The sequence below is a fragment of the Alteromonas naphthalenivorans genome, from assembly GCF_000213655.1.
Classification (GTDB): domain Bacteria; phylum Pseudomonadota; class Gammaproteobacteria; order Enterobacterales; family Alteromonadaceae; genus Alteromonas; species Alteromonas naphthalenivorans.
In genome coordinates this window covers 4,458,898-4,483,282 of sequence record NC_015554.1, presented here as the reverse complement: position 1 = coordinate 4,483,282, position 24,385 = coordinate 4,458,898, and the positions used below count along the sequence as shown (strand labels likewise).

General features: G+C 44.6%; 24 protein-coding genes. 18 read left to right on the top strand and 6 right to left on the bottom strand.

Features of this window, described 5'->3' with window-relative positions; genetic code table 11:
- Positions 1 to 78: 78 nt before the first annotated feature.
- The 4 genes from AMBT_RS19545 to rsd form a co-directional block, all read right to left on the bottom strand.
- On the bottom strand, positions 79 to 525 hold the full coding sequence (locus AMBT_RS19545) for a secondary thiamine-phosphate synthase enzyme YjbQ (RefSeq protein WP_013786386.1): 447 nt from the start codon (positions 523 to 525) through the stop codon (positions 79 to 81).
- Positions 515 to 979, bottom strand: a complete 465-nt coding sequence (locus AMBT_RS19540; protein WP_013786385.1) for a chemotaxis protein CheX — start codon at positions 977 to 979, stop codon at positions 515 to 517. The genes AMBT_RS19545 and AMBT_RS19540 overlap by 11 nt, the downstream gene beginning before the upstream one ends.
- On the bottom strand, positions 969 to 1,442 hold the full coding sequence (locus AMBT_RS19535; RefSeq protein ID WP_013786384.1) for a transcriptional repressor: 474 nt from the start codon (positions 1,440 to 1,442) through the stop codon (positions 969 to 971). The genes AMBT_RS19540 and AMBT_RS19535 overlap by 11 nt, the downstream gene beginning before the upstream one ends.
- 74 nt (positions 1,443 to 1,516) lie before the next feature.
- A complete protein-coding gene (gene rsd / locus AMBT_RS19530; protein WP_013786383.1) occupies positions 1,517 to 1,963 on the bottom strand; it encodes a sigma D regulator in 447 nt (148 codons plus the stop codon).
- A 171-nt stretch (positions 1,964 to 2,134) separates the two neighbouring features.
- Here rsd and nudC point away from each other — a divergent pair, with 171 nt between their 5' ends.
- The 3 genes from nudC (at position 2,135) to AMBT_RS19515 (ending at position 4,890) form a co-directional block, all read left to right on the top strand.
- Positions 2,135 to 2,968 (top strand): NAD(+) diphosphatase, encoded by an 834-nt coding sequence (gene nudC / locus AMBT_RS19525; RefSeq protein ID WP_013786382.1) that lies wholly within the window; start codon positions 2,135 to 2,137, stop codon positions 2,966 to 2,968.
- Positions 2,969 to 3,211: 243 nt separating this feature from the next.
- A complete protein-coding gene (gene hemE / locus AMBT_RS19520) occupies positions 3,212 to 4,303 on the top strand; it encodes a uroporphyrinogen decarboxylase (protein ID WP_013786381.1) in 1,092 nt (363 codons plus the stop codon).
- Positions 4,304 to 4,359: 56 nt separating this feature from the next.
- Positions 4,360 to 4,890 (top strand): hypothetical protein, encoded by a 531-nt coding sequence (locus tag AMBT_RS19515; RefSeq protein ID WP_013786380.1) that lies wholly within the window; start codon positions 4,360 to 4,362, stop codon positions 4,888 to 4,890.
- A gap of 46 nt (positions 4,891 to 4,936) precedes the next feature.
- On the opposite strand, the gene queG is transcribed toward AMBT_RS19515, so the two are convergent.
- Positions 4,937 to 6,088, bottom strand: coding sequence for a tRNA epoxyqueuosine(34) reductase QueG (gene queG, locus AMBT_RS19510; RefSeq protein WP_013786379.1), 1,152 nt, complete (start codon positions 6,086 to 6,088; stop codon positions 4,937 to 4,939).
- A gap of 6 nt (positions 6,089 to 6,094) precedes the next feature.
- Between queG and AMBT_RS19505 the strand changes: the two genes are divergently transcribed.
- From AMBT_RS19505 to AMBT_RS19440, 14 genes are all read left to right on the top strand, one after another.
- Complete coding sequence (locus AMBT_RS19505) at positions 6,095 to 7,594, top strand: bifunctional ADP-dependent NAD(P)H-hydrate dehydratase/NAD(P)H-hydrate epimerase (RefSeq protein ID WP_013786378.1); 1,500 nt, start codon at positions 6,095 to 6,097, stop codon at positions 7,592 to 7,594.
- Positions 7,595 to 7,668: 74 nt separating this feature from the next.
- Entirely contained in the window at positions 7,669 to 8,151 is a 483-nt protein-coding gene (gene tsaE, locus AMBT_RS19500) for a tRNA (adenosine(37)-N6)-threonylcarbamoyltransferase complex ATPase subunit type 1 TsaE (protein ID WP_013786377.1), read from the top strand.
- 65 nt (positions 8,152 to 8,216) lie between these two features.
- Positions 8,217 to 9,596 (top strand): N-acetylmuramoyl-L-alanine amidase, encoded by a 1,380-nt coding sequence (locus AMBT_RS19495; RefSeq protein ID WP_013786376.1) that lies wholly within the window; start codon positions 8,217 to 8,219, stop codon positions 9,594 to 9,596.
- 35 nt (positions 9,597 to 9,631) lie between these two features.
- Positions 9,632 to 11,401, top strand: coding sequence for a DNA mismatch repair endonuclease MutL (gene mutL / locus AMBT_RS19490; protein WP_013786375.1), 1,770 nt, complete (start codon positions 9,632 to 9,634; stop codon positions 11,399 to 11,401).
- Positions 11,394 to 12,353, top strand: coding sequence for a tRNA (adenosine(37)-N6)-dimethylallyltransferase MiaA (gene miaA / locus AMBT_RS19485; protein WP_013786374.1), 960 nt, complete (start codon positions 11,394 to 11,396; stop codon positions 12,351 to 12,353). The genes mutL and miaA overlap by 8 nt, the downstream gene beginning before the upstream one ends.
- Positions 12,354 to 12,427: 74 nt before the next feature.
- Positions 12,428 to 12,679, top strand: coding sequence for an RNA chaperone Hfq (hfq, locus tag AMBT_RS19480; protein ID WP_013786373.1), 252 nt, complete (start codon positions 12,428 to 12,430; stop codon positions 12,677 to 12,679).
- A gap of 17 nt (positions 12,680 to 12,696) precedes the next feature.
- Entirely contained in the window at positions 12,697 to 13,986 is a 1,290-nt protein-coding gene (gene hflX, locus AMBT_RS19475; protein WP_013786372.1) for a ribosome rescue GTPase HflX, read from the top strand.
- Between the two features lie 71 nt (positions 13,987 to 14,057).
- A complete protein-coding gene (gene hflK / locus AMBT_RS19470) occupies positions 14,058 to 15,209 on the top strand; it encodes an FtsH protease activity modulator HflK (protein WP_013786371.1) in 1,152 nt (383 codons plus the stop codon).
- Between the two features lie 5 nt (positions 15,210 to 15,214).
- Positions 15,215 to 16,096, top strand: a complete 882-nt coding sequence (gene hflC, locus AMBT_RS19465; protein WP_013786370.1) for a protease modulator HflC — start codon at positions 15,215 to 15,217, stop codon at positions 16,094 to 16,096.
- Positions 16,097 to 16,383: 287 nt separating this feature from the next.
- On the top strand, positions 16,384 to 17,985 hold the full coding sequence (locus tag AMBT_RS19460) for an AbgT family transporter (RefSeq protein WP_013786369.1): 1,602 nt from the start codon (positions 16,384 to 16,386) through the stop codon (positions 17,983 to 17,985).
- Between the two features lie 157 nt (positions 17,986 to 18,142).
- Positions 18,143 to 19,222 (top strand): ferrochelatase, encoded by a 1,080-nt coding sequence (gene hemH / locus AMBT_RS19455; RefSeq protein WP_013786368.1) that lies wholly within the window; start codon positions 18,143 to 18,145, stop codon positions 19,220 to 19,222.
- Positions 19,223 to 19,258: 36 nt separating this feature from the next.
- Positions 19,259 to 19,672, top strand: a complete 414-nt coding sequence (locus AMBT_RS19450) for a DUF4112 domain-containing protein (protein WP_013786367.1) — start codon at positions 19,259 to 19,261, stop codon at positions 19,670 to 19,672.
- Positions 19,673 to 19,803: 131 nt separating this feature from the next.
- The gene (locus tag AMBT_RS19445; protein WP_013786366.1) at positions 19,804 to 21,444 is read left to right on the top strand and encodes an acetolactate synthase large subunit; all 1,641 of its coding nucleotides are present in this window, start codon (positions 19,804 to 19,806) and stop codon (positions 21,442 to 21,444) included.
- 9 nt (positions 21,445 to 21,453) lie between these two features.
- Positions 21,454 to 22,884: an aldehyde dehydrogenase family protein gene (locus AMBT_RS19440; RefSeq protein WP_013786365.1), complete on the top strand. Its 1,431-nt coding sequence runs from the start codon at positions 21,454 to 21,456 to the stop codon at positions 22,882 to 22,884.
- Positions 22,885 to 22,960: 76 nt separating this feature from the next.
- Here AMBT_RS19440 and AMBT_RS19435 read toward each other — a convergent pair whose 3' ends face one another.
- The gene (locus tag AMBT_RS19435) at positions 22,961 to 23,320 is read right to left on the bottom strand and encodes a DUF2237 family protein (RefSeq protein ID WP_041452628.1); all 360 of its coding nucleotides are present in this window, start codon (positions 23,318 to 23,320) and stop codon (positions 22,961 to 22,963) included.
- A 168-nt stretch (positions 23,321 to 23,488) separates the two neighbouring features.
- On the opposite strand from AMBT_RS19435, the gene ubiG reads away from it, so the two are divergent.
- Positions 23,489 to 24,298 (top strand): bifunctional 2-polyprenyl-6-hydroxyphenol methylase/3-demethylubiquinol 3-O-methyltransferase UbiG, encoded by an 810-nt coding sequence (gene ubiG / locus AMBT_RS19430; protein ID WP_013786363.1) that lies wholly within the window; start codon positions 23,489 to 23,491, stop codon positions 24,296 to 24,298.
- Positions 24,299 to 24,385 lie beyond the last annotated feature (87 nt).

The following is a 24,385-nucleotide window of genomic DNA, read 5'->3' as shown; positions in this document are numbered from 1 at the left end:
TTAAACGTTGAGTGATTATCGATTTATGATAATTCTAGCTTGTGCTTAGTTGTTCTAAGCAATTAATATGCCATTTTGTTATATGGGCGATGTCGCTAGCCCTTGTAATGTGGCAATAATCGTTCGTTGGCCGCCAATATCTCGGTGCTCGCCTAGCATGATGCCCTGCCAAGTACCAAGTTGTAGCCTCCCTTTCTCCACCGGTATTGAAACCTGACACCCCAGCAGACTTGATTTCAAGTGAGCCGGCATATCATCACTACCTTCGTAAGTATGCCGGAAAAAGGGCAAGTTTTCTTTTACACTATAGTTAAAGAAGGCCTCCATATCCGACCTGACAGTCGGATCTGCATTTTCATTTATTGTAAGGCTAGCACTGGTGTGCTTAAGCCATAAATGAAGAAGACCTACCTCAATGTGTTGCAGCATGGGTAAAGCGCTAATTATATACTCTGTTACTAGATGAAAGCCACGAGGAAATTCAGGTAGTGTAATTTTTTCAGAGTACCAGGAATTATTTGTCAAAGCAGATCTCTAAATGCGCCAATCCTTCATCGCACATAAACGGAAGGATGATTTTCGCGCCGCTGACCTGATGGCTAATGGTATGCTGCTTACCAGACACAACAATAGGTGTCGCCATTCCAAATTCAAATCCGCGATCTGCAAGGTCGCGTTTTGCCGCTCCGCATATCATGTTAGTGACTTCGCCAACCATATCTCCAACTTCTGCATCAAGTTTTTCAGGGCGTTCGCCAACCATGCGTTCCATAATGGTAAGGGCAAGAGATTCTTCAAAGGTAATGGACATAGAGCCACGCACACTTGGGCCTACCATGCCAATCAACCCAGACACATCGCCTTTAGCTACATCGCCTTGCTTGCGTTTGGGTTTACCAGGCGTAAGTTTGGTTTGCGCCATGGTTTCTAATACATTGAGTAAACCAGAAATAAACGGATTAACGAACTCAGCATTCATGAGTGTGCTCCTTTGCAACGGTATTTTCCGTTTGTTGACAATCAGCACAAAGACCATGCGCCTCTATTGTTTGTTTAGATACTTTGAAGCCATTGGCCTCTGCCTGACTATCTAATGTTTCTTTCAAACCTTCAGACTGTATCTCTGCAACGTCACCACAACTGTCGCAAATAAGAAACTGTACAGGGTGGTTGCAACCAAAATGATAACAGGCTACGAATGCATTGGTCGACTCAAGGCGATGAATAAAACCGAAATCGAGTAAAAAATCGAGGGCTCGGTAAACGGTGGCAGGTTTTGCACCGGATTCAGTCTCTTTTAGCGCATCTAGCAATTCATAGGCCCCCATTGGGCCGTGCTTAGCGACTAATATTTCGTACACTTTCTCTCGAAGAGGGGTAAATCTAGCGCCTCTTTGCTCGCAGTATGCGCGAGCTTTGTGGATAAGCGTGGCTTTATTCATTTATTGCTACCGTGGCTATTTTACTAATTATATTGGTAATGACGTCATTAATGACAGATGTTTACCCGCTTTATTTACTCTACGTTGGCGTACATGTGTGCAATTAATTGGTCCTCTAAAGCAAAGCGCTCTTCAAGAGTTTCACCAATATTCGCAAGCTCACTGTCAAAAACGGCCGCTTGTTCAATAGTAAATGCCTCTGCGAATTTATCATTAAATTGTAAGGCTGAGTCAGTGGTTTGCGTAAGTTTTGGGTAAAGACGCTGCTTTAACGCTTTACCTTCTGCTTCATCGTCAACCAACATATCAAAGACCTCGAAGTGCCCAGCGGAAAGGTAATCCATTAGGTTTTCACAAAAATTAGCGATGTCATTTGCTTCAGGTAATGACTCGCCTTGCTGGTCTAAACCGGCTAAATGGCAATAGGACACAAGCAGCGACTGTCTGGCTAACAGCCAATTATCGACAGTGTCACTTTTGCCACCCCATTTAACTTTTACCTTCTCTAACTGCTGTAACATTTCATGATCCTTTCAATCAGCGCTTTCTATTAATCCAGCACCTGCTATTTTCCAGCATTCCATCCTAGTATAACACTCAGCCTATACGACACAAATTGAACCCACTGAGTTGTCGTAATTAAATATATGTTATCTTATCTTGTATATCTTTAATGGGTGGATAACAGTTTTATGATGATAAAGCGCAGCGATTGTGAAATCGAGACTGAGATTGGACAGTGGATCATTTTTACCAAAGGTCGGATTGTCATTCGTAAAGGCGAAATAAATGTTCCTTTAGCGCATATTAATGAATTTACCTTTCTCGAAAATTATCGCGAAGAGGTTCATCAACTTCCCCCACTACATGAATCTGCCCAGAAAAGCCCCCCCGTCTTTGTCGTCGATCTCGGTGCTGAAACAATAGAAGACGAACAATGGGACTCGGTGTCATTACGCCATTTATTGTTCGAACAACAAGATATCGGTTTTTCAGTCGTAGGTAGGGCTTGGCAATATGTCCATTTTTTAAGAACGCATCAGTTTTGTGGCCAATGTGGTTCGCATACCGAAAGAGTAAATTGGGAAATGGCCGTGCATTGCCATCGCTGCCATCACAGAAGTTATCCCCGTGTATCGCCTTGCATTATTGTTTCAATACACAACAATGAAAAGTTGCTATTGGCAAAAGGGGTTAGGCACAAAGAAGCAAATATGTATTCTACTCTTGCTGGATTTGTCGAAAGCGGCGAAAGCTTAGAAGAAGCCGTCCATCGGGAAGTATTTGAAGAGGTGGGGGTAAAAGTAAAGAACTTACGTTACATCGATAGCCAGCCCTGGCCATTCCCGCATTCTATAATGGTTGGCTTTATTGCTGAATATGAAAGTGGTGAAATTCGGTGTCAGGAGAATGAAATTGATGATGCTCAGTGGTTTAGTGTGGATGCACTGCCAACCATTCCACCGCCATTTTCGATTGCAGGGCAACTCATCGCCAAAACCCTGTCGCAATTAGCAGACAAATAAAAAACCCTGCCGAAGCAGGGTTTCAATGAGTTTAGCACGGTCCCTTTGCGGGCTTCTTTGTCGTAGCTGTATATATTAGTAGCAAACACTTACTAGTAGCGCAAGCCCCTTTTTCAAGTATTGTTCGTCGTATTATTAGGTGTAAGTATCGCAAGTTGCCAAATTAAGACAGCTTTTTAGCACAAAATGAAACGAATGCTGGTATAATTTCGCCGTTTTATTTTTCTAATTTCAGGTGAATATATGTCGCAAAAAGCTACCAGTGCTGCTAAACCCGCTTTAAAGAATGATCGTTACCTACGGGCGTTATCAAAGCAACCTGTCGATGTCACACCTGTATGGATGATGCGACAAGCTGGCCGCTATTTACCTGAATACAAAGCAACCCGTGCCGTTGCTGGCGACTTTATGTCTTTGTGCAAAAATGCCGAGCTTGCCTGTGAGGTTACTTTACAGCCGCTTCGTCGTTTTCCCTTAGATGCTGCTATTTTATTTTCAGACATTCTAACGATTCCTGATGCAATGGGCTTAGAGCTTTATTTTGAAACCGGCGAAGGCCCGCGTTTTAAAAAGCCGATTACGTGCAAAGCCGACGTAGATAAAATTGGTTTGCCAGACCCAGAAGGCGAGCTGCAGTATGTAATGAATGCAGTGCGCACCATCCGTCGTGAACTAAATGGCGACGTGCCGTTAATTGGTTTTTCTGGGAGCCCATGGACGCTCGCTACTTATATGGTAGAAGGTGGCTCGAGTAAGGCCTTTACTAAAATCAAAAAAATGGCGTTTGCTGAACCCGCTATATTGCATGCTCTATTAGAGAAGCTGGCCGATTCCGTAACGGAATACCTTAATGCCCAAATAGCTGCAGGTGCGCAATCAGTCATGATTTTCGATACTTGGGGCGGTGTGTTGTCACCACGTGATTATAAAGACTTTTCATTGCAATATATGGCGCGTATTGTTGATGGACTTACCCGTGAAGCCGATGGCAGAAAAGTACCGGTTACTTTGTTTACTAAAAACGGCGGCATGTGGTTAGAGTCAATTGCGGCTACTGGTTGCGATGCAGTAGGCCTTGATTGGACTATTGATATCGCAGAAGCCCGCGCGCGCATTGGCGACAAGGTAGCGTTACAAGGCAATATGGACCCTTCCATGCTTTATGCCTCGCCTGAAAGAATTCGTGAAGAAGTTGGCACTATCTTATCGGGCTATGGCGAAGGATCTGGCCATGTATTCAATCTAGGTCATGGTATTCACTTAGATGTACCACCAGAAAATGCAGGTGTGTTTGTGAATTCAGTTCACGAACTCAGTGCGCCTTATCATAAGTAGTCATATTCGTAGCTAAATAATTAGCTACGACTCGCCAGCAAGCTGGTAAGGAAATCATGAAACCCTGGGTTGTTATTGTACTCATCCTCTTTATTGCCGTGACAGGTTATCAGTTCGGCTTTTACCACGGTAAGTTGGCTAGTTCCAACGTGGAAAAAGAGCGTTTGAATACTGTGCTGGAGCGTTCGCGCACCACTGCAAGTAGCAACCTCAGGGTGATTAAAGCTACCCCTCAAATGTCTGGTGAAGCACACGTACAGACCTCTGACGGTGCTCACACACTTACTACGAATGAAGCACTTTCAGACCTTCAGGTTCAAAACGAAATAACGGAATTTTTAGCGTTTCACCCGAGTGGGCAAAAACTTACCCTGAATACGTTTGAATGCACGCAAACAGAATGTGAGTTTACTGGGGAATACTCTGGCAGTCATGCGGGGTTCAAACGAATGCTTAACGACTTAAAAGCGCAGTCGTGGTGGCATTTTGGTGAAATGCTTGAAGTGAGCAATATCGAAGAGGGAAACCCCCAAATTGGTGTTAAGTTTTCTTCTAGGCCCGTGCTTATCAGCGATGCAACGACCTAGTCAGATCTAATAAACTAGGCTTTATTTAACGAGTACTTTGGTTTTGTTAAGCGTCTCGTGGTAACCCTTTCTCTACTGCTCGGGTTAATCTTTTTTGTTGTCTGTTTGCTTTCTCTTCTAATGCTAAGCCCGCTTTTTTATTTTCTTGTTGTGCTAATGCCCACGAAATGTGTCGGTCCACTTTATCGCTCACTTTTCCAAGGTTTGTCTGAAGGGCATTAACAGTTTGTTCGCTGTAGTTGGCATTTCCCAATGCGACGGCAATATTACGTTGCCATTTTTCAAATCCAATCCGGCGAATAGGCGACCCTTCTGTGTTGTTCAAAAAGGTAGCTTCGTCCCATGAAAAGAGCGTTGTTAGGCTCTGTCCATGCAAAACCTTTCTGGGGTGAAAGTCTTCTTCTTCAGTAATATCAGCATAACGATTCCATGGGCAAATAAGCTGGCAATCGTCGCAACCATAAATTCGATTACCCATTAAAGGGCGAAGATCCTCGGGAATATCTTTATCTGATTCAATAGTAAGATAAGAAATACAGCGTCTAGCATCTACTTTGTAGGGGGCAACGATGGCGTTGGTTGGGCATATAGTCAAACATGCCGTACACGTACCGCAGCCCTCTTCTAGGGGTGAATCAATCGGTAAGGGTAAGTTAATAAAAAGCTCACCTAAAAAGAACCAAGACCCAGCCTCTTTATTAATGGTCAAACTGTGTTTACCAGTCCAACCTATTCCTGCTTTTTCTGCAATAGCGTGCTCTAAAACAGGCGCTGAATCGACAAAAGGGCGGTATTCAGTGTTGCTCAGCGCGCCGGTGATTTTTTCACCCAGTTGCTTCAATCGCTTTCGCAGCACCTTATGATAATCGCGACCAAGTGCATAACGACTGATATAACCTGTGTCTGGTTGACTTAGATGTTTTGCGAAAGAGGCATCAGGCGGAAGGTAGTTCATACGCACACTAATTACGCGCAGTGTGCCTGGCACAAGTTCATCGGGGCGGGCGCGCTTCATGCCATGGTTAGCCATAAAAGCCATGTCGCCGTGATAGTCGTTCTCTAACCATTGCGTTAAATGGGCTTCATGCTGATGTAAATCAATATCACTAATACCAACTTGTTGAAAGCCTAGCGCGCGGCCCCAAGCCTTGATATCTTGGGTTAATTGAATTAGGTCGATAGAATTAATAGTGGACATGTACTTATGCTAGATACTCAACTCACCTCAAGTTTATCATACAAACTGTTTCGGGCCGATCAGGTCAGAGAAAATGAAGCCGAAGCGGCTGCTCAGTCTGGCTGTGACATGTTCACGTTAATGCAACGCGCCGGTGGTGCTGTATTTGAGCAGTGCCAGAGTTTGTTCGCTAACTCTGATGTGTATTTAATTCTACTAGGCCAAGGTAACAATGCTGGCGACGGTTACATTACCGCATTAAATGCAAAAAAAGCAGGTAAAAAAGTGCATGTTTGCGCGATTGAGCCAGACCGTTTGTTAGACGGCGACGCGGGCACTGCACAAAAGCAGTGGGTAGATGCTGGTGGTAGTATAAAACCTTTCGATGTTGCCTTGATTGAAAAAGCCGACGTAGTAATCGATGCGCTATTAGGTACAGGAATTAACAGCTACATTCGCAATGAGTTCGCCGACGTTATCGATGCCATCAATGATTCATCAACCCCCGTGGTCAGTATTGATGTACCTTCAGGGTTAGATGCGAACACAGGCCAGAGTTTAGGACGCTGCGTACAAGCGGATGTTACCGTTACTTTTGTGGGTATCAAACCGGGTTTGGTTACCGGTGCAGGTAAACAGTCTTGCGGTAAATTAGTGTATGCAGATTTGGGGGTAGGAAAGGCCTTTCAAACACTAGCAAAAGCCAGCGCGACTTTATTGAATATTGATCATTTCAAGGGTATGGGCCCCCGCGATGTGCACAGCCATAAAGGCACCTATGGAAGGTTGTTATGTGTGGGAGGGAATCGGGGAACGGCCGGTGCTATTAGGCTAGCCGGCGAAGCGGCTCTACGAAGTGGTGCCGGAATGGTACGAGTTTATACCCACGAGGCGTCTACTATTCAAGTGAGTGCAGGCCGCCCTGAATTGATGGTGACATCAAGCCATTTAGATGATGCTTTAGCCTGGTCGTCATGCGTAGTCATTGGCCCTGGACTTGGTCAGGATGAGTGGTCAGAAAGCGTATTTACCGCTGTACTAAAACACTGCCAAAGTGAAAACAAACCTATAGTCATTGATGCTGATGCACTAAATCTTTTATGCAAGCAGTCAACTGCATATACACTGGAACACTGCGTACTCACTCCTCATGCGGGAGAGGCTGGCCGATTGCTGGGCGTGTCGGTTGATGATGTAGAAAGCGACCGATTCAATTACGCTAGGCAATGTTCGCAGCGCTACCATGCAGTATGTGTTTTAAAAGGGGCCGGTACGCTTATCGACAACGAAAAGAAAACGTGGGTTTGTCGCCATGGTAACCCTGGTATGGCAACCGCGGGCAGTGGTGATGTACTAAGCGGCATATTAGGAGCGCTAATGGCGCAAGGCCTTAGTGTTGATATTGCTGCTAAGTACGGTGTGGTGCTGCATGCTAAAGCGGGCGATGATATTGCCCAGCTTTATGGACAACGTGGTATGATAGCCAGCGATCTATTTGATGCCGTACGTGCGTTAATTAATCAGTAAATCTATTGGTATGGGCTGTGTAGGCTTAATGCCAATTTCAGCCTTTTAGTTTGAACATGTGGAACGTTAAAAAGATGTCTTACCCACACTCTTCATTTTTTGCTGCAACGCCTGAAGATACGTCATCAATGGCAAAGGATTTGGCGAATGCCGTAGCGGCTCAGCAGCCAATAGATGCCGTGATATTTTTAAACGGCGATTTGGGCGCAGGAAAGACCACCTTCAGCCGGTATTTCATTCAAGCATTAGGGCACGACGGAAATGTCAAAAGCCCTACCTATACCTTGGTGGAACCTTACGAATTAGAGAATGTCTCAATTTATCATTTTGACTTGTATCGTTTAGCCGACCCAGAAGAGCTTGAGTTCATGGGTATTCGAGATTATTTCGGCACAGGAAACATTGCCCTTATAGAATGGTCAGAAAATGGCGCTGAATACTTGGCATCACCAGACATAGTGATTAGTATAAATATTGTGCCAACTGGTCGTCAGTTCAGTGTAGAAGCGACAAGCGTGAAAGGCGCAAAGATACTGCAAGGTTGTAAAACGCTATAAATAATGAGCTTTGATAAACAATAACGACTATAAGCTTGTAGCAACAAGCAAAATAAAGGCGAAGCATGGTACGTAAAATTCTATCGGTTATGTGCATTTGGGTTGTAGTACAAACTGTCCATGCTGCACAAAATCAAATTGATGGGTTAAGAATTTGGCCCTCACCAGACAACACGCGAATTGTACTCGATATGTCGTCTGCGCCTGAATTCACTTACTTCCCCCTTAAAAATCCACATCGCCTCGTTATCGATTTATCAAATACGAGTGATAGCAAGACCTTATCCCTACAGTCTGATTCTGGCGATTTAGTGCGCAAGGTGCGCTACTCTACACCGAAAAATAAACAATCTGCGCGGGTGGTTATAGAATTAAATCGTGCAGCATCGCCGTCTTTATTTGCAATGACACCCACCAAACCTTACGGTCACAGGCTAGTTATTGATTTGAAAGACAGTGGTGCGCCAGCTGCGAGCCCAAGCAGTTCAGGTACTTCCGCATCTAGCAAGTCACCGTCAAGTGCTTCGACGTCTTCTGTCGTAATGGATGGTTCGAGTAGCCATAGAAACCGAGACATTATTGTTGCCATTGATGCGGGCCACGGTGGTGAAGATCCAGGTTCCATAGGGCCCGCCGGTACATATGAAAAGCACATTACATTAAGCATAGCCAAAAAACTTGAAGCCATGATTAATGGTGAGCGTGGTATGCGGGCCATAATGACTCGCAGCGGTGATTACTATGTATCGCCAAACAAGCGCCCAGAACTCGCTCGCAAGCAAAAAGCCGATTTATTAATATCTATTCACGCCGACGCATTTAGCCAACCACAACCTAAAGGGGGCTCTGTGTGGGTGCTGTCGATGCGCCGTGCCGATACAGAACTAGGTCGCTGGCTAGAAAAATCAGAACGTCACTCTGAATTACTTGGTGGTGCTGCGGAAGTGATCAGTGATAAATCGAACGAGCGTTATCTGGCGGAAACCATTCTTGGTTTATCGATGGATCACAGTATGGCCACCAGTCATGACTTAGGCAATAAAGTGATTGAGGAAATGAAGCAGGTAACTTCTTTGCATAAGCGTGCACCTCAAGCAGCCAGTTTTGCTGTACTCACAGCGCCAGATATTCCATCCATCTTGGTTGAAGTCGGGTTCATTTCAAACCCGCAAGAAGAGAAAAACCTTAACTGGGGTAAACACAGAGAAAAGCTGGCGAAAGCCATGTTTACCGCAGCAAAACGCTATTTTAAGCAAGTTCCCCCAGATGGTACATTATGGGCACTTGAACGTGCTGATAGTCGAACCCATACTGTAAGAAGTGGAGAGTCACTTTCGCTCCTTGCTCAGCGCTACAATGTGAACGTTAGCCGCTTAAAAGCTGCCAATAATTTAAATAGTGATGTGGTGAGAATAGGGCAAGTACTTACTATTCCAAGATCCTAACATCGCGTTAATCAAATTCTACCTACGAGTTTCTTTTGTCTATACAATTATTATCGCCACAATTGGCCAACCAGATTGCCGCAGGGGAAGTGGTTGAACGCCCTGCGTCTGTGGTTAAAGAGTTACTAGAAAATAGCCTAGATGCAGGCGCAGATAAAATAGAAATAGATATTGAGAAAGGTGGCCATAAGCGCATTCGTTTAAAAGACAACGGCGGTGGCATTGCTAAAGACGAATTACAGCTTGCGTTAAGCCGTCACGCCACTAGTAAAATATCAACATTAGATGATTTAGAGCGAATCTTATCTTTAGGCTTTCGTGGGGAAGCGCTCGCGAGTATCAGTTCGGTTAGCCGTTTAACGCTAACCTCTAAAACCGAATCACAAAACGAAGCGTGGCAGGCCTACTGCGAAGGTCGGGAAATGGCCGTTAATATTCAGCCAGCTGCTCATCCCAAAGGAACCACCATTGATGTAGCTGACCTTTTTTACAATACGCCGGCAAGGCGCAAGTTTCTGCGCGCCGAAAAAACAGAGTTTCAACACATTGAAGATGTGGTGAAGCGCATAGCCCTTAGTTACCCCCATGCTAGTTTTATTCTTAAACATAACGGCAAGACGACTAAGCGCTATATTGCCGATAAACATGGCTCACTTGCCCCTCGTATTGCCGCTGTAGTAGGGCAAAAATTCATTGATAACGCTGTACATATCAATGTGGAATACGAAGGGATTACCATGAATGCGTGGCTAGGCAGCGAAGTAATGCTGCGCAGCAGTAACGATTGCCAGTTTAGCTTTGTAAATGGGCGCGGTATGCGCGATAAGTTAATTATGCACGCTATTAGGCAAGCTTACGAAAGTGTATGGGGCGTACTAGAGCAGCCTTCTTTTGTTGTTTATCTGACACTCGATCCCAAAGACGTGGACGTGAACGTACATCCGGCAAAGCACGAAGTTCGCTTTCAGCAAGGGCGCTTGGTACATGATTTTATTTGTAAGACAGTATGTGATGCATTGCACTCAATTACCAATGAGAGTGAAACTCAACACCACGGTGATGCTGAGCGCTTTGATGAACCAGTGAAATTTAATCCACCGCAGCAAAGTCATGACTATATACGTCCTTTAAGTCATTCTCCGGCCTCGTCATCGCAATCGGGTTTAGGTGCCTCAGGTGGCGCTTCTTTATCGGGTTTATCGGGGCATAGACAATCGAAAGCGCCAACCGCCGCTTATCAATCTAATTTTAATCGTTTGATGACGCCAAATAGCGACACGCTATCGTCAACAGAGCATGAGCAAAGTCAGCATATTGCACTAAACTCATATTGTAGAATTTACGTACGCAATGAAAATGTTTACCTGCTGGATGTAAAATTTTTCGCGGACGTGTATTTACAAGATGTATTTGAAACGGCTGAACATTCACAACCTTTGCTAATGCCAGTGGCGCTTGAAGTTGCCCACGTAGAGCCTGAAAAAATTGAGGTGCTTAACGCGCTTAACTTTGAAATTAATCAAGTGGCTGGCAAGTACAGATTGCAGCAGGTACCCGCAGGAACAAGGCACTTCCCTTGGATACGTTGGTTTGAAAGGCTGTTAGAGAGTGACGTTGCAGATGATGATAAGCGCTATGAATTAGTTTTATCTGACGACCAAGATTTGGACGAAATATTATGCGCACAATTGTGGCACTGGTTGGATGAGAAAAACGACGTGAAACAATGGGAATGTATAGAGCGATTTGGTAAAGTGCGCTCGTTAGAAGGCCTGATTTCAACATGGGGTAATAACCATGGTTGATGGCATAAAATCTGCATCGTCTCAGCATAAGTCTCAATTACCTGTTATTTCCATAATGGGGCCGACGGCGTCAGGTAAGACGGGTTTGTCACTGTCGCTGGCTGAAAAAATGGACTGTGAAATTATCAGCGTCGATTCAGCTTTGGTCTACACTAATATGGATATAGGTACGGCGAAACCTACGGCTGCTGAGAAATCGTTAGTTCCTCATCATCTTATTGATATTATTGACCCAGCAGAAAGTTACTCTGTTTCACAGTTTTGTAACGATGCGGTTAGGCTTATAGAAGAGATTCATAGTCGAAATAGGGTACCAATATTGGCTGGGGGTACAATGATGTACTTTAATGCCTTGATAAATGGAATTTCGCCACTACCTAAGTCAGATGAAAAGATACGCAGCGAAATAGCCAGTGAAGCAGAAGCTTCCGGTTGGCAAAAATTGCACGACGAACTTTGCCGAGTGGATCCCATTAGTGGTGACAGAATTCACCCTAACGACCCTCAAAGATTAACCAGAGCTTTAGAAGTATTTCGTGGAACGGGCAAAACGCTAACAGACTGGCAAAACGAGAAAGGCAGTCCTTGCCCCTACGATATTAGCCAATTTGCTATTGCTCCAGAAGATAGAAGCGTCTTGCATGAGCGAATTGCTCAGCGATTTGACATGATGCTAGAAGATGGATTTGAACAAGAAGTTAGACGACTGTTTGAGCGGGGCGATCTTCACGAAGATTTACCGTCAATTCGTTCGGTTGGCTATAGGCAAATGTGGCAATACTTAGAGGGCCAATTGTCCTACGAGCAAATGCGCGAAAGGGGCATTATCGCTACTAGGCAACTTGCTAAGCGGCAGCTTACGTGGCTTAGGGGGTGGGAAAATCTCACTTGGCTAGACACATTTTGTAAAGATAATTTGACTAAAATTACAGCGAAAGTCACACTTGAATAAGTTGAGTGTGGTATACATTAGACGTGCAGTGGCCATGAGTAAGGGCCACTAATAATAAAAACTAAGGATATCAAATGGCTAAAGGGCAGTCTTTACAAGACCCATTCTTAAATGCATTACGCAAGGAGCGTATTCCAGTATCTATTTATCTGGTAAACGGCATTAAATTACAGGGACAAGTTGAATCATTTGATCAGTTCGTGATTCTACTTAAAAATACAGTAAGCCAAATGGTGTATAAGCACGCTATTTCCACCGTTGTTCCCGCTCGCGCTATTACTATGCCGAGTGCTACAGGAGAATCTGAAAATACTAAAGCTGAATAAATTAAAAGGTAACGCGCTTGTTTGACCGTTATGAAGCCGGTGAACAGGCTGTACTAGTTCATGTTAATTTTACTGATGAAAACAGCAAAGAAGATTTAGCCGAGCTCGAATTGCTTGTGTCTTCTGCGGGTGTAAACGCGGTAGAAGTTATCACAACTTCACGAAGTGCACCCCAAGCTAAATTCTTTGTGGGTTCGGGTAAAGCGGAAGAAATCGCAGCAGCAGTTAAAGCGCACGACGCTAATGTCGTCATCTTTAACCATAGTTTGTCGCCCTCTCAAGAGCGAAACTTAGAAGCGGTTTGTCAATGTAGAGTGCTAGATAGAACCGGGCTTATTCTCGATATATTTGCGCAAAGAGCAAGAACACATGAAGGTAAGCTTCAGGTTGAACTCGCTCAATTGCGTCACATCTCTACCCGCCTTATTCGAGGTTGGACTCACTTAGAGCGCCAAAAAGGTGGAATAGGTTTACGTGGGCCGGGTGAAACTCAGCTTGAAACTGACCGCCGATTACTTCGTGGGCGCATAAAAGCTATTCTTCGTCGTTTAGAAAAAGTACAAAAGCAGCGCGAACAAGGACGTAGGTCTAGAAAGCGTGCTGAAATTCCCACAGTATCCTTAGTGGGCTATACCAATGCTGGTAAGTCTACCCTTTTCAATACTATTACCGATGCGCACGTATATGCGGCAGACCAATTGTTTGCTACGTTAGACCCTACGCTTAGAAAAATAGATTTGAAAGATGTAGGTCCTGCTATTTTAGCCGATACGGTAGGCTTTATTAGGCATCTCCCACACGACCTTGTGGCGGCATTTAAAGCCACGCTTCAGGAAACTCAAGAAGCAGATCTTTTGCTCCATGTGGTGGATATTGCAGACGCGAAATATCGTGAAACCATCGATGAAGTTAACGATGTGTTGGAAGAAATCGACGCTAATGAGATTCAACAATTACTAATATGTAATAAGATTGATAAACTAGATGACATAAAACCTCGTATTGAAAGAAACGAGGATGGTGTTCCTACCCGTGTATGGCTATCAGCACAAACCGGCGAAGGCACCGAATTGCTTGGGCAAGCGTTAACAGAGTGCTTGAGTAAAAGTATGGTTAACTACACGCTTAAAATACCCCCAGCACAAAGTAGTCTGCGTGGTGTACTATTTGAATTAAATTGTATATCTAGTGAAGAATACGACAATCAAGGTGATTGGGTGGTAGATGTTCGAATGCCAATGGCAGATTGGAACAGACTTGAAAAGCGTTTAGAAAACGGAATATCAGAGTATGTTGTGCGACATTAACCGCTGCTAATTTTTAGCACGGCAATGCATGCGAATTTCAAAAATAAAACTGTAATCTATGGAGTATCAGCATGGCTTGGAATGAGCCGGGTGGCAATAATAACGACCCGTGGAAAAATCGCGGCGGACGTGATCAAGGTCCACCCGATTTAGATGATGTATTCAAGAACTTATTCGGTAAGTTCGGAAAATCTGGCGGCGGTAGCGGAGGCTCAGGTAAGAGCTTGGGCGGTATCGGTGCTGGTATTTTAATTGGCTTGGTAGTGATCATTTGGGCTGTAAGCGGTTTTTACACCATTCGTGAAGCTGAGCGAGGCGTAGTATTACGTTTCGGTGAGTACGCTAAGCAAGTTGAACCTGGATTACGTTGGGCACCAACGTTTATCGACAGAGTTATTCCTGTTGATGTGCAATCTATTCGCGACCAATCATCGTCAGGCTCTATGCTAACGGAAGACGAGAACGTGGTTAGCGTACAGATGGAAATGCAATTTCGCGTTGTAGATCCGTACCGCTGGACGTTTGCTGTTGAAAGCCCAGAAACGAGCTTAAGCCAGTCTTTAGACAGTGCAATTCGCTACGTGGTAGGTCATTCTACAATGGATGATGTGCTTACCGACGGTCGTGAAGTGGCTCGCCAACGTGTTTGGGAAGAGCTTCAAGCTATTATTGAACCGTACAACATGGGGGTGTCGATTATCGACATGAACTTCCGTGATGCACGCCCACCTGAGCAAGTGAAAGACGCATTTGATGATGCAATTTCAGCACAGGAAGATGAACAGCGTTTCATTCGAGAAGCCGAAGCCTACGCACGTGAGATTGAACCTCGTGCTCGTGGTCAAGTTAATCGTATGAACGAAGAAGCGCAGGCATATAAAGAGCGTGTAACGCTTGAAGCGCAGGGTGAAGTTGCTCGCTTTGAAGCGTTATTGCCTCAATACGAAAAAGCACCTGTGGTAACACGGGAGCGTATTTACATAGAGACAATGGAAGAAGTATTGGGTAGTACCAGTAAAATCCTTGTGGATAGTAAAGGTGGCAACAACATGATGTATCTTCCTTTAGATAAGATCATGGAACGCCAGCAAGGCAGTTCAACGCCTCGTTCACGCAGCACCTTAGAAGGCTTACAAATGCCAGTGGCTGACGAAGGCCAAAACAGCCGTAATTCATCATCCACCTCTGGTGTGCGTGGTGACAGCTACAGAGAGGGGAGATAATCATTATGAAGAATTTAGCTATTGCAGTATTAGTACTTCTAGTGGTTCTTGCTTCGGGCTCTTTGTTCGTAGTAACGGAAGGTGAACGTGCCATTGTTATTCAATTTGGTAAGGTTCAACGAGATGATGCCACAGGCGATACAAAAGTATTCGAACCTGGTCTTCATTTCAAATTGCCATTCATTGACTCTGTGCGTCACCTAGACGCACGTGTACAAACATTGGATGACACGCCTGACCGTTTCGTTACCAGCGAAAAGAAAGACTTAATAGTTGATTCATACGTGAAGTGGCGCATTGATGACTTTGCCCGTTATTACCTTTCAACAGGTGGTAATAAGTTGCAAGCTGAAGCGCTATTGAAGCAAAAAGTGAATAACGGATTACGTTCTGAATTTGGTACTCGTACTATTGCACAGATTGTATCTGGTGAGCGTTCAGCATTAATGAACCAAGCAATGGAGCAGGCTTCAACGTCTTCTGATGAACTTGGTATTGAAATTGTTGATGTACGTGTTAAGCAAATCAACCTGCCTACGGAAGTGAGTAACTCAATCTTCCAACGTATGCGTGCTGAGCGTGCTGCAGTGGCAAGAGAACACCGTTCAGAAGGTCAAGAGCAAGCTGAAGTTATCCGCGCTGATATAGACGCAAAGGTAACGGTAATGCTTGCTGATGCTGAACGTAATGCTCGTCAGCTTAAAGGTGAAGGTGATGCCTTAGCAGCAGAAATCTATGCAGATGTTTATTCTAAAAATGCTGATTTTTACAGCTTCTTAAGAAGTATGGATGCATACAAAGCCAGCTTTAATAATAAGCAAGATGTGATGGTGATCGCGCCTGATAGCGACTTTTTCCGCTACATGAACGCATCTAAAGGTAATTAATACCTAACATCGTTTTTCTGTTAAAAAGCCAGTCTTTAGACTGGCTTTTTTGTGCCTGCTGTAAAGTGCGTAATTATCTGAAAGTTATGCGGTTTACTGAATTTTTTCGGCGTTTTACAAAGGTTTTAAATTGTTCAATTTACCCACCTACTGCCAAAATTGCTCAAAATACGTTAAAATAAGCGCGAATTTATTATTATAAAACGCAGCATTATTGAACTACATGGCAGATATCACTGCTGCTTAGTGGGTAATGACTGGGTAATAAAAACGACAGAGGGAATGTTTTGATTCCGGAAAATACAAAAGATAAATCTGCCCAAAACCAGGGCGGACAGGGTGGTTTATTCTCCCGATTCCTCGCTACTGTGGAATTTCTTGGAAATTTACTGCCACACCCCGTGACTTTATTCGCGATGTTAGCCTGCTTTATCGTGGTGTTAAGCGGTATTCTTGGCTATTTCGATTTAGCGGTAGTTGACCCTCGCCCAGAAGGTGCAAAAGGTCGAGAAGCTGATGGCATGATTGAAGTTATCTCGTTAATGAGCGCGGAAGGCTTGCAGCGTATTGTTACTGGCCTAGTAACTAACTTTACCGGCTTTGCCCCTCTTGGCACCGTATTGGTTGCATTACTTGGTGTATCAGTAGCTGAGCACTCAGGCTTGTTGTCAGCCACCATGCGCTCATTAGTAATGAATGCTTCAAAGCGTACAGTTACTTTTGCTGTCGTGTTTGCAGGTATTATTTCAAATACCGCCTCAGAGCTTGGGTATGTGGTGTTAATACCGCTTGCTGCTATGATATTTCATTCGTTAGGTCGCCACCCTCTCGCGGGTCTTGCAGCCGCCTTCGCCGGTGTATCCGCAGGTTACAGTGCTAACTTGTTACTTGGTACGGTAGACCCCTTGCTCTCAGGCATTACCGAAGCCGCTGCTCACATGATTGATCCTGATTACGTGGTAGGCCCAGAAGTTAACTGGTATTTCATGTTTATCAGTACCTTTGTGGTGGCCACTATGGGTGCTCTGGTGACCGAAAAAGTGGTAGAGCCTCGACTCGGTAAGTTCGACGAATCAGAAGCTTCTGTAGATTTAAGTAAGCAATCAATGGATGCTCCTTCTGCTATTGAGAAGAAAGGACTTCGTTGGGCGGGTATCGCCTTTGTAGTGGTATGCGGTATTTTGGCGCTCACTATTGTGCCTGAAAACGGTATTCTGCGTCACCCTGAAACCGGCGCGGTAGCGGGTTCGCCTTTCTTAAAAGGCATAGTTGCCTTTATCTTTGTTTCTTTTGCTGTGCCTGGCTTTGTTTATGGTCGTGTTACAGGCTCGATGAAAAACGATCGTGATGTGATTGATGCAATGGCAAAAAGTATGGGCGCAATGGGGTTGTATATTACCCTAGTCTTTTTTGCTGCGCAGTTTGTGGCGTTCTTTAAATGGACTAATTTAGGCACAGTGTTAGCCGTTAAAGGCGCAGCGCTTCTACAAGCGGCTGGTCTAGATGGCCCGTCAGTGTTTATTTTGTTCATCTTAATGTGTGGTGTGGTTAACTTATCGTTAGGTAGCGCCTCGGCGCAGTGGGCAGTAACTGCGCCTATTTTTGTGCCTATGCTGATGTTGATAGGCTATTCACCAGAGGTTATTCAGGCGGCGTATCGTATCGGAGATTCAGTAACCAATGTTATTGCGCCAATGATGAGCTACTTCGGTCTTATCTTAGCCATGGCAGCAAGGTATAAAAAAGATCTCGGTATGGGCACCTTAATTGCGATGATGCTGCCTTATTCCATGGTGTTTATCGTGGGTTGGACCATACTGTTTTATCTGTGGGTCTTTGTATTGGGTATGCCTGTAGGGCCAGGTGCAGCCACCTACTATCAGCCTTAACTGGTTGAAAATATTAAGACTAAAAAGGTGGCTAAGGCCACCTTTTTTAATCGCTAAATTTAATTGCATCAATCGTGCTAAATTTGTGGTCTATTCGCCCAAAATTGCCGTAAATTCAGTATACTAGTTATAGTGTTTTTTTAACGCGGAATAATTGATGAAGTTCAAAAGCAATCAGGGTTTTACTCACAGTCAATCAGACAAAATAGGCGTGTTGGTTACTAATTTAGGTACACCAGAAAGCCCAACTGCGGCGGCCCTGCGCCCCTATCTAAAAGAGTTTCTTTCAGACCCGCGAGTAGTAGAGATCCCTCGTGCGCTTTGGTGGTTCATTTTAAACATCATCATATTAAATACTCGCCCTAAGCGTTCAGCTGAAGCTTACAAAACTGTTTGGACGGAAGAAGGTTCACCGTTGCTAACAATTACCAAATCGCAAGCAAAGGCAGTAGAGGCGCGCTGCAAAGCAGAATATGGCGATGATGTCGTTGTCGATTTTGCAATGCGTTACGGTAACCCTGCTATTAGTGACACTATTGAACGCATGTTGTCGCAGGGCGTAAGAAAGTTAGTAGTCTTGCCTTTGTACCCTCAGTATAGCGCCTCTACTACGGCGTCTACTTTTGATGCTATTGCTAAAGACTTTACTAAACGCCGCTGGTTACCAGAACTACGTTTTGTGAATCATTACAACGACAGGCCTGATTATATTAAAGCTCTGGCAAATAAAGTACGTGCATACTGGGAAGAACACGGTAAAGCGGATAAGCTTATTCTTTCTTACCACGGTATTCCAAAGCGCTACTTATTAAATGGCGACCCCTATCACTGCGAATGCCATAAAACATCACGCTTGTTGGCCGAAGAACTTGGGTTAACTCATGAGCAGTACATGACCACCTTCCAGTCTCGTTTTGGTAAAGCTGAGTGGTTAAAACCCTATACTGACGAAACGATGAAGTCGTTGCCTGGCAATGGGGTGAAGTCGATACAAGTGATGTGCCCCGGTTTTTCTGCAGACTGCTTAGAAACTATCGAAGAAATTGGCGAAGAAAATCGTGAATACTTCATGGAAGCGGGTGGTGAAAAGTACGAATATATTCCAGCATTAAACAGTGACGAAGCACATATTGATATGTTGTTCGATTTGGTAAAAGAAAATCTACATGGTTGGACTGTGAATAAAGATACAGCATTACGAGCTGGCTTAGCTCGCGCGTTAGGCGCTGACAAATAGCCAGTAAATGTTATTACGTTAATAAGGTAGCTAAACATGGATAGTAAAGCCCCTAAGGCACTGTTAAAAGCACAAAAGTTAGCAAATTTACTTGATACGGCTGTTAAGTTACCGATTATTCCGATTCGGATAGGCCTCGACTCTATCGTTGGCCTTATCCCAGGCGCGGGTGATGCACTAATGCTGCTCGTTTCTTTACGTATTGTGTGGTTGGGGAAATCATTGGGAATGCCCAGTGCATTGGTTGCGCAAATGGTAAAAAATTCCGCTATCGATTTTGGCCTAGGCTTTGTCCCCTTCATTGGCGATATTGTGGATGTATTTTATAAAGCGAATCAAAAAAACGTGCGCTTAATGGAAAAGTGGTGGATAAGCGAAAATAAAGCCGACGTAGATGCCCAAACTCAGAAAAAGTTAACGGAATGGGAAAAGAAATTAGACCAGCAATAAGCGCCAAAAGGTAGGTGTTGTTGAATAGTTTCACAAAACCACATTAATCGTTATCTATACTCTTTGCGTAGCAACCTTTACTAATACGCGTTTGCCGCGTGAATACTAACGTAAAATGGAGTGTAGGATTAATGAAAGCGTCTGACCTTTTCGTAAAAGCGTTGGAGGCTGAAGGTGTAGAATACATCTTTGGCATTCCTGGCGAAGAAAACCTCGACTTGCTTGAGTCGTTAAGAACCTCCTCAATTAAACTTGTACTTACCCGCCATGAACAAGGTGCGGGTTTTATGGCTGCCACTTACGGAAGACTAACCGGTAAAGTTGGCGTGTGCCTATCTACCCTTGGCCCAGGTGCGACCAATCTAGTTACCCCTGCTGCGTATGCGCAACTTGGGGCTATGCCCATGTTAATGATCACAGGGCAAAAGCCCATTAAAACCAGCAAACAAGGCCGATTTCAGGTTATCGATATTGTCGATATGATGCGCCCCATCACTAAATTTACCACGCAAGTGGTCAGCGGCGATCGTATTCCCTCAGTCGTACGCGAAGCATTTCGGTTAGCATCGGAAGAGCGCCCAGGTGCTGTCCATATAGAGCTTCCTGAAGATATTGCTGATGAGCACACCTCAGTACCCTTATTAACACCAAGTACATCAAGACGGCCTATTGCAGAATACAAAGCGATTTCATCAGCCATTTCAATGATTGAAGAGGCCACCTCTCCGTTGTTGCTAATTGGCGCGGGAGCAAATAGAAAACTAACCGCAAAAATGTTGCGGGAATTTGTTGATAAAACCTGCATACCCTTTGTTACCACGCAGATGGGTAAAGGGGTGCTAAACGAAAGCGACCCAAGGTTTGCGGGGAATACTGCTTTATCAGATAACGACTTTGTTCATAGAGCGATAGAAAGAGCCGACCTTATTATTAATGTTGGGCATGACGTGGTGGAAAAGCCACCTTTCTTTATGCATGACAATGGCAAAAAAGTCATTCACATGAACTTTGAGTCAGCTGCTGTCGACCCCGTGTACTTTCCACAACTTGAGGTAGTAGGAGACATTGCCAATAGTATTTGGCAAATAAAAGAAGGCATTACGCCGCAAGAGGGTTGGAAACTCGATTTCTATAAGGACGTACACGATGCCTATGAAAAACACAGAGCGGAAGCGGAAAACGACAACCGATTCCCGATATTACCAGAACGATTTGTTCGCGATATTCGAAAAGTTATGCCAGATGATGGCATAGTCACCTTAGATAACGGTGTATATAAAATTTGGTTTGCGCGAAATTATCCCGCTTATCATCCTAATACCTTGCTGCTAGACAATGCGCTGGCGTCAATGGGTGCAGGTTTACCCTCGGCAATAGCTGCAAAACTAGTGAAGCCGGATGTGCCGGTAATGAGTGTGTGCGGAGACGGCGGTTTCATGATGAACAGTCAAGAGATTGAAACGGCGGTTCGTCTCAAACTTGACCTTATTGTGATCATACTGCGTGACGATGCGTATGGAATGATTAAATGGAAACAAGCCAATATGCAGTTTGATGAGTTCGGTTTGGATTACGGTAATCCAGATTTTGTGAAGTACGCAAAAAGCTACGGTGCCCATGGTTGGCGCGTAGACAGTACCGAGTTGCTAATCCCTATGGTAGAAAGTTGTTTAAATACGCCTGGCGTTCACGTTATCGACTGCCCCGTAGACTACAGCATGAATGACGAAACACTTAACCATACGATTGCCGAACTAAGCGCAAAATTATAAGGAGTGAACATGTTAAAAGACAACTATCCCTATTACCTTGCAAGCGAACCTTGTTTTGCTAATACCGATTTAGACGTTACCAATAAATACACGGGTGAAGTGGCCACAAAAGTGGCGTTAGCCGATGCACAAGTGATTGATAAAGCTATAGCCGCTGCTGAAAAGGCACAACCTGCAATGACAGCGCTCGCACCTTACGAGCGCCAAGCAATATTAGAGCATTGCGTTAAGCGCTTTACAGAGCGTGCAGACGAATTAGGTAAGGCGTTGTGTATTGAGGCGGGTAAGCCTATTAAGGACGCTAAAGGCGAAGTAGGCCGGTTGATTGATACGTTTAAAATTGCGGCAGAAGAATCGGTAAGAATTAATGGTGAAGTGGTTAATTTAGAAATTTCTGCCCGCGCCAAAGGATACCAAGGTATGACGAAAAAAGTGCCTATTGGCCCTTGTTCGTTTATCTCACCGTTTAACTTCCCGCTGAACCTAGCTGCACACAAAGTGGCACCGGCTATTGCCGCGGGTTGCACGTTTGTACTTAAGCCTGCTTCTCGCACGCCTATCGGTGCGTTGATTATTGGTGAAGTGTTAGCAGAATGCGAGCTAATGCCAAAAGGCGCATTTTCAATTCTTCCTTGTAGCCGCGATGGCGCCGATTTATTTACCACCGATGAGAGATTGAAGCTACTAAGCTTTACTGGCTCACCTGATGTGGGCTGGGCGTTAAAAGCGAAAGCTGGCAAAAAACCTGTGGTGTTAGAGCTAGGCGGTAACGCCGCTTGTATAGTAGATGAAGACGCTGACATTAGTGACGCTATCGACCGAATTATCGTTGGAGCCTACTACCAATCAGGGCAAAGCTGTATTTCTGTGCAGCGCTTATTGGTGCATTCTGCTATTTACGATGAATTTAAGTCTCGCTATGTAGAACGAGTTGAAGCGTTAGTGTCTGGCGATCCTAGCGATGAAGATACTTTCATTGGCCCCATGATTTCAGAAGGTGAGGCCAAGCGTTTGGAAGGTTGGATTAAAGATGCCAAAGAGGCTGGCGCAAGTGTGCTATGCGGCGGCGAAAGAGACGGTGCCATGTTGCAAGCGACGGTAATGGAGAACGTATCAAAAGATTGTGATGCAAGTGCTGAGGAAGCATTTGGTCCGCTATCTATATTACAGCCGTTCGACGATTACGATAGTGCATTAGAGGAAGTGAATAACAGTCGTTATGGGCTGCAAGCCGGTATCTTCACTCGTGATATCTATAAAGCACATAAAGCATGGGATGTGCTTGAAGTAGGTGGTGTAGTCATCGGCGACGTGCCTAGCTGGCGTGTAGATAACATGCCCTATGGCGGCGTAAAAGATTCAGGCCTTGGCCGTGAAGGCATTCGTTATGCCATAGAAGACATGACAGAAACACGACTTATGGTTATTCGAACGCCTTAGGGCTCAAAACGACCTAGCGTTCAAATAGACTAGACAGTTTAAAGGCGGGTACTTCCAATTGAAGTCACCCGTTTTCTTATTCTGCAGCAAAAGCTTCAAGGGTGGCCAGAGGGATAATATCTAGCGCCCGTTCATGAGTCGCTTCTAATCGCACTTTGGGAGCAACGCCTGCTTCATAAGCTTGTAACCATCTGGCGGCACATAAGCACCACCTGTCGCCCGCCAGTAAGCCAGCAAAGTCCATACTAGGCCAAGGTGTAATCAAGTCGTTGCCTTGACGTAATGAAAATTGTAGAAATTCATCGGTAACTACCGCACACACACTGTGGTTTCCTACATCTGCATCGGGCACATAGCAAAAGCCTTCCCGGGTGTAACCTGTGTTACCACAACATAGTTGTAGTGGTCTTCCATAGACATTTTTAGCATTGGCCAAAACAAATACCTCTTTTTGCGCGTATAAGCATTGATTGTATACCTATTATTCATAAAACTCAGGCATCTGTTAACCGCGGGCAACACAATACCCCATAGGGTTTTCTTACGGGAAGCTAGCGTAGATAGATTTGAGTGACTTACCTATTTTACAAACTGGTGTTAGTGCATGTTAGATAAAAGCCAAAAATCAGCGCCCATTAATTTTTCAAAACAGGAAATCGACCGCTTTGATGCGCTGGCTGAAAGCTGGTGGGATCCCAATGGAAATTATAAAACGGCATTAGATTTCAATCGTGCACGGTTATCTGTCATTGAATCTCAAATAACCAGCCACTTTATGAAAAGCGAGCAAGCGCAGCGCGTTGTTCAAAAGGTGTCTAAAACAAACTTCCAAGCGAACCCTATGGATAAAACCAAGCCTTTCTCTGGGCTCTCAATCGTAGATATTGGTTGCGGGGGAGGACTAATCAGTGAACCGCTGGCGTTGAAGGGGGCGGATGTTACCGGTATAGATGCAAGCGCTATGAGTATTGAAGTGGCGAAGCGGCATGCAAAGCAAAGCAATGTGGAAGTGAACTACATGCATGGGCTTTCGTCCGATTTAGTAAGCCAAGAGCGTCAATTTGATATAGTGATTAATGCGGAAGTCGTTGAACATGTACCTGATCAAGCGCAGCTAATAAAAGAGTGTGCAAGCTTAGTGAAGCCCGGCGGCTTATTGGTGCTTGCTACATTAAATAGAACTATAAAGAGTTATATTATCGCGATTGTAGGCGCTGAATATGTCATGCGATATTTACCTGTCGGTACTCACGACTGGCAAAAATTTGTTAAACCCACTGAACTCAACCATTGGGTAGGTGAAGGGTTTACGCTTAACCATGAGACCGGCATGGCATTAAATCCATTCACTAAAGTATGGAAGCTTACTCCCAGCCTAAGCGTCAATTACCTACAGGTTTACCATCGGAAGTAATTAAGCCAAATAGCCGGCGCATATGACTCTCGATTGCATAGGTCGGTTAACATCTTCCCTAGCTATAACCTCTCCCTATTCTCTTTA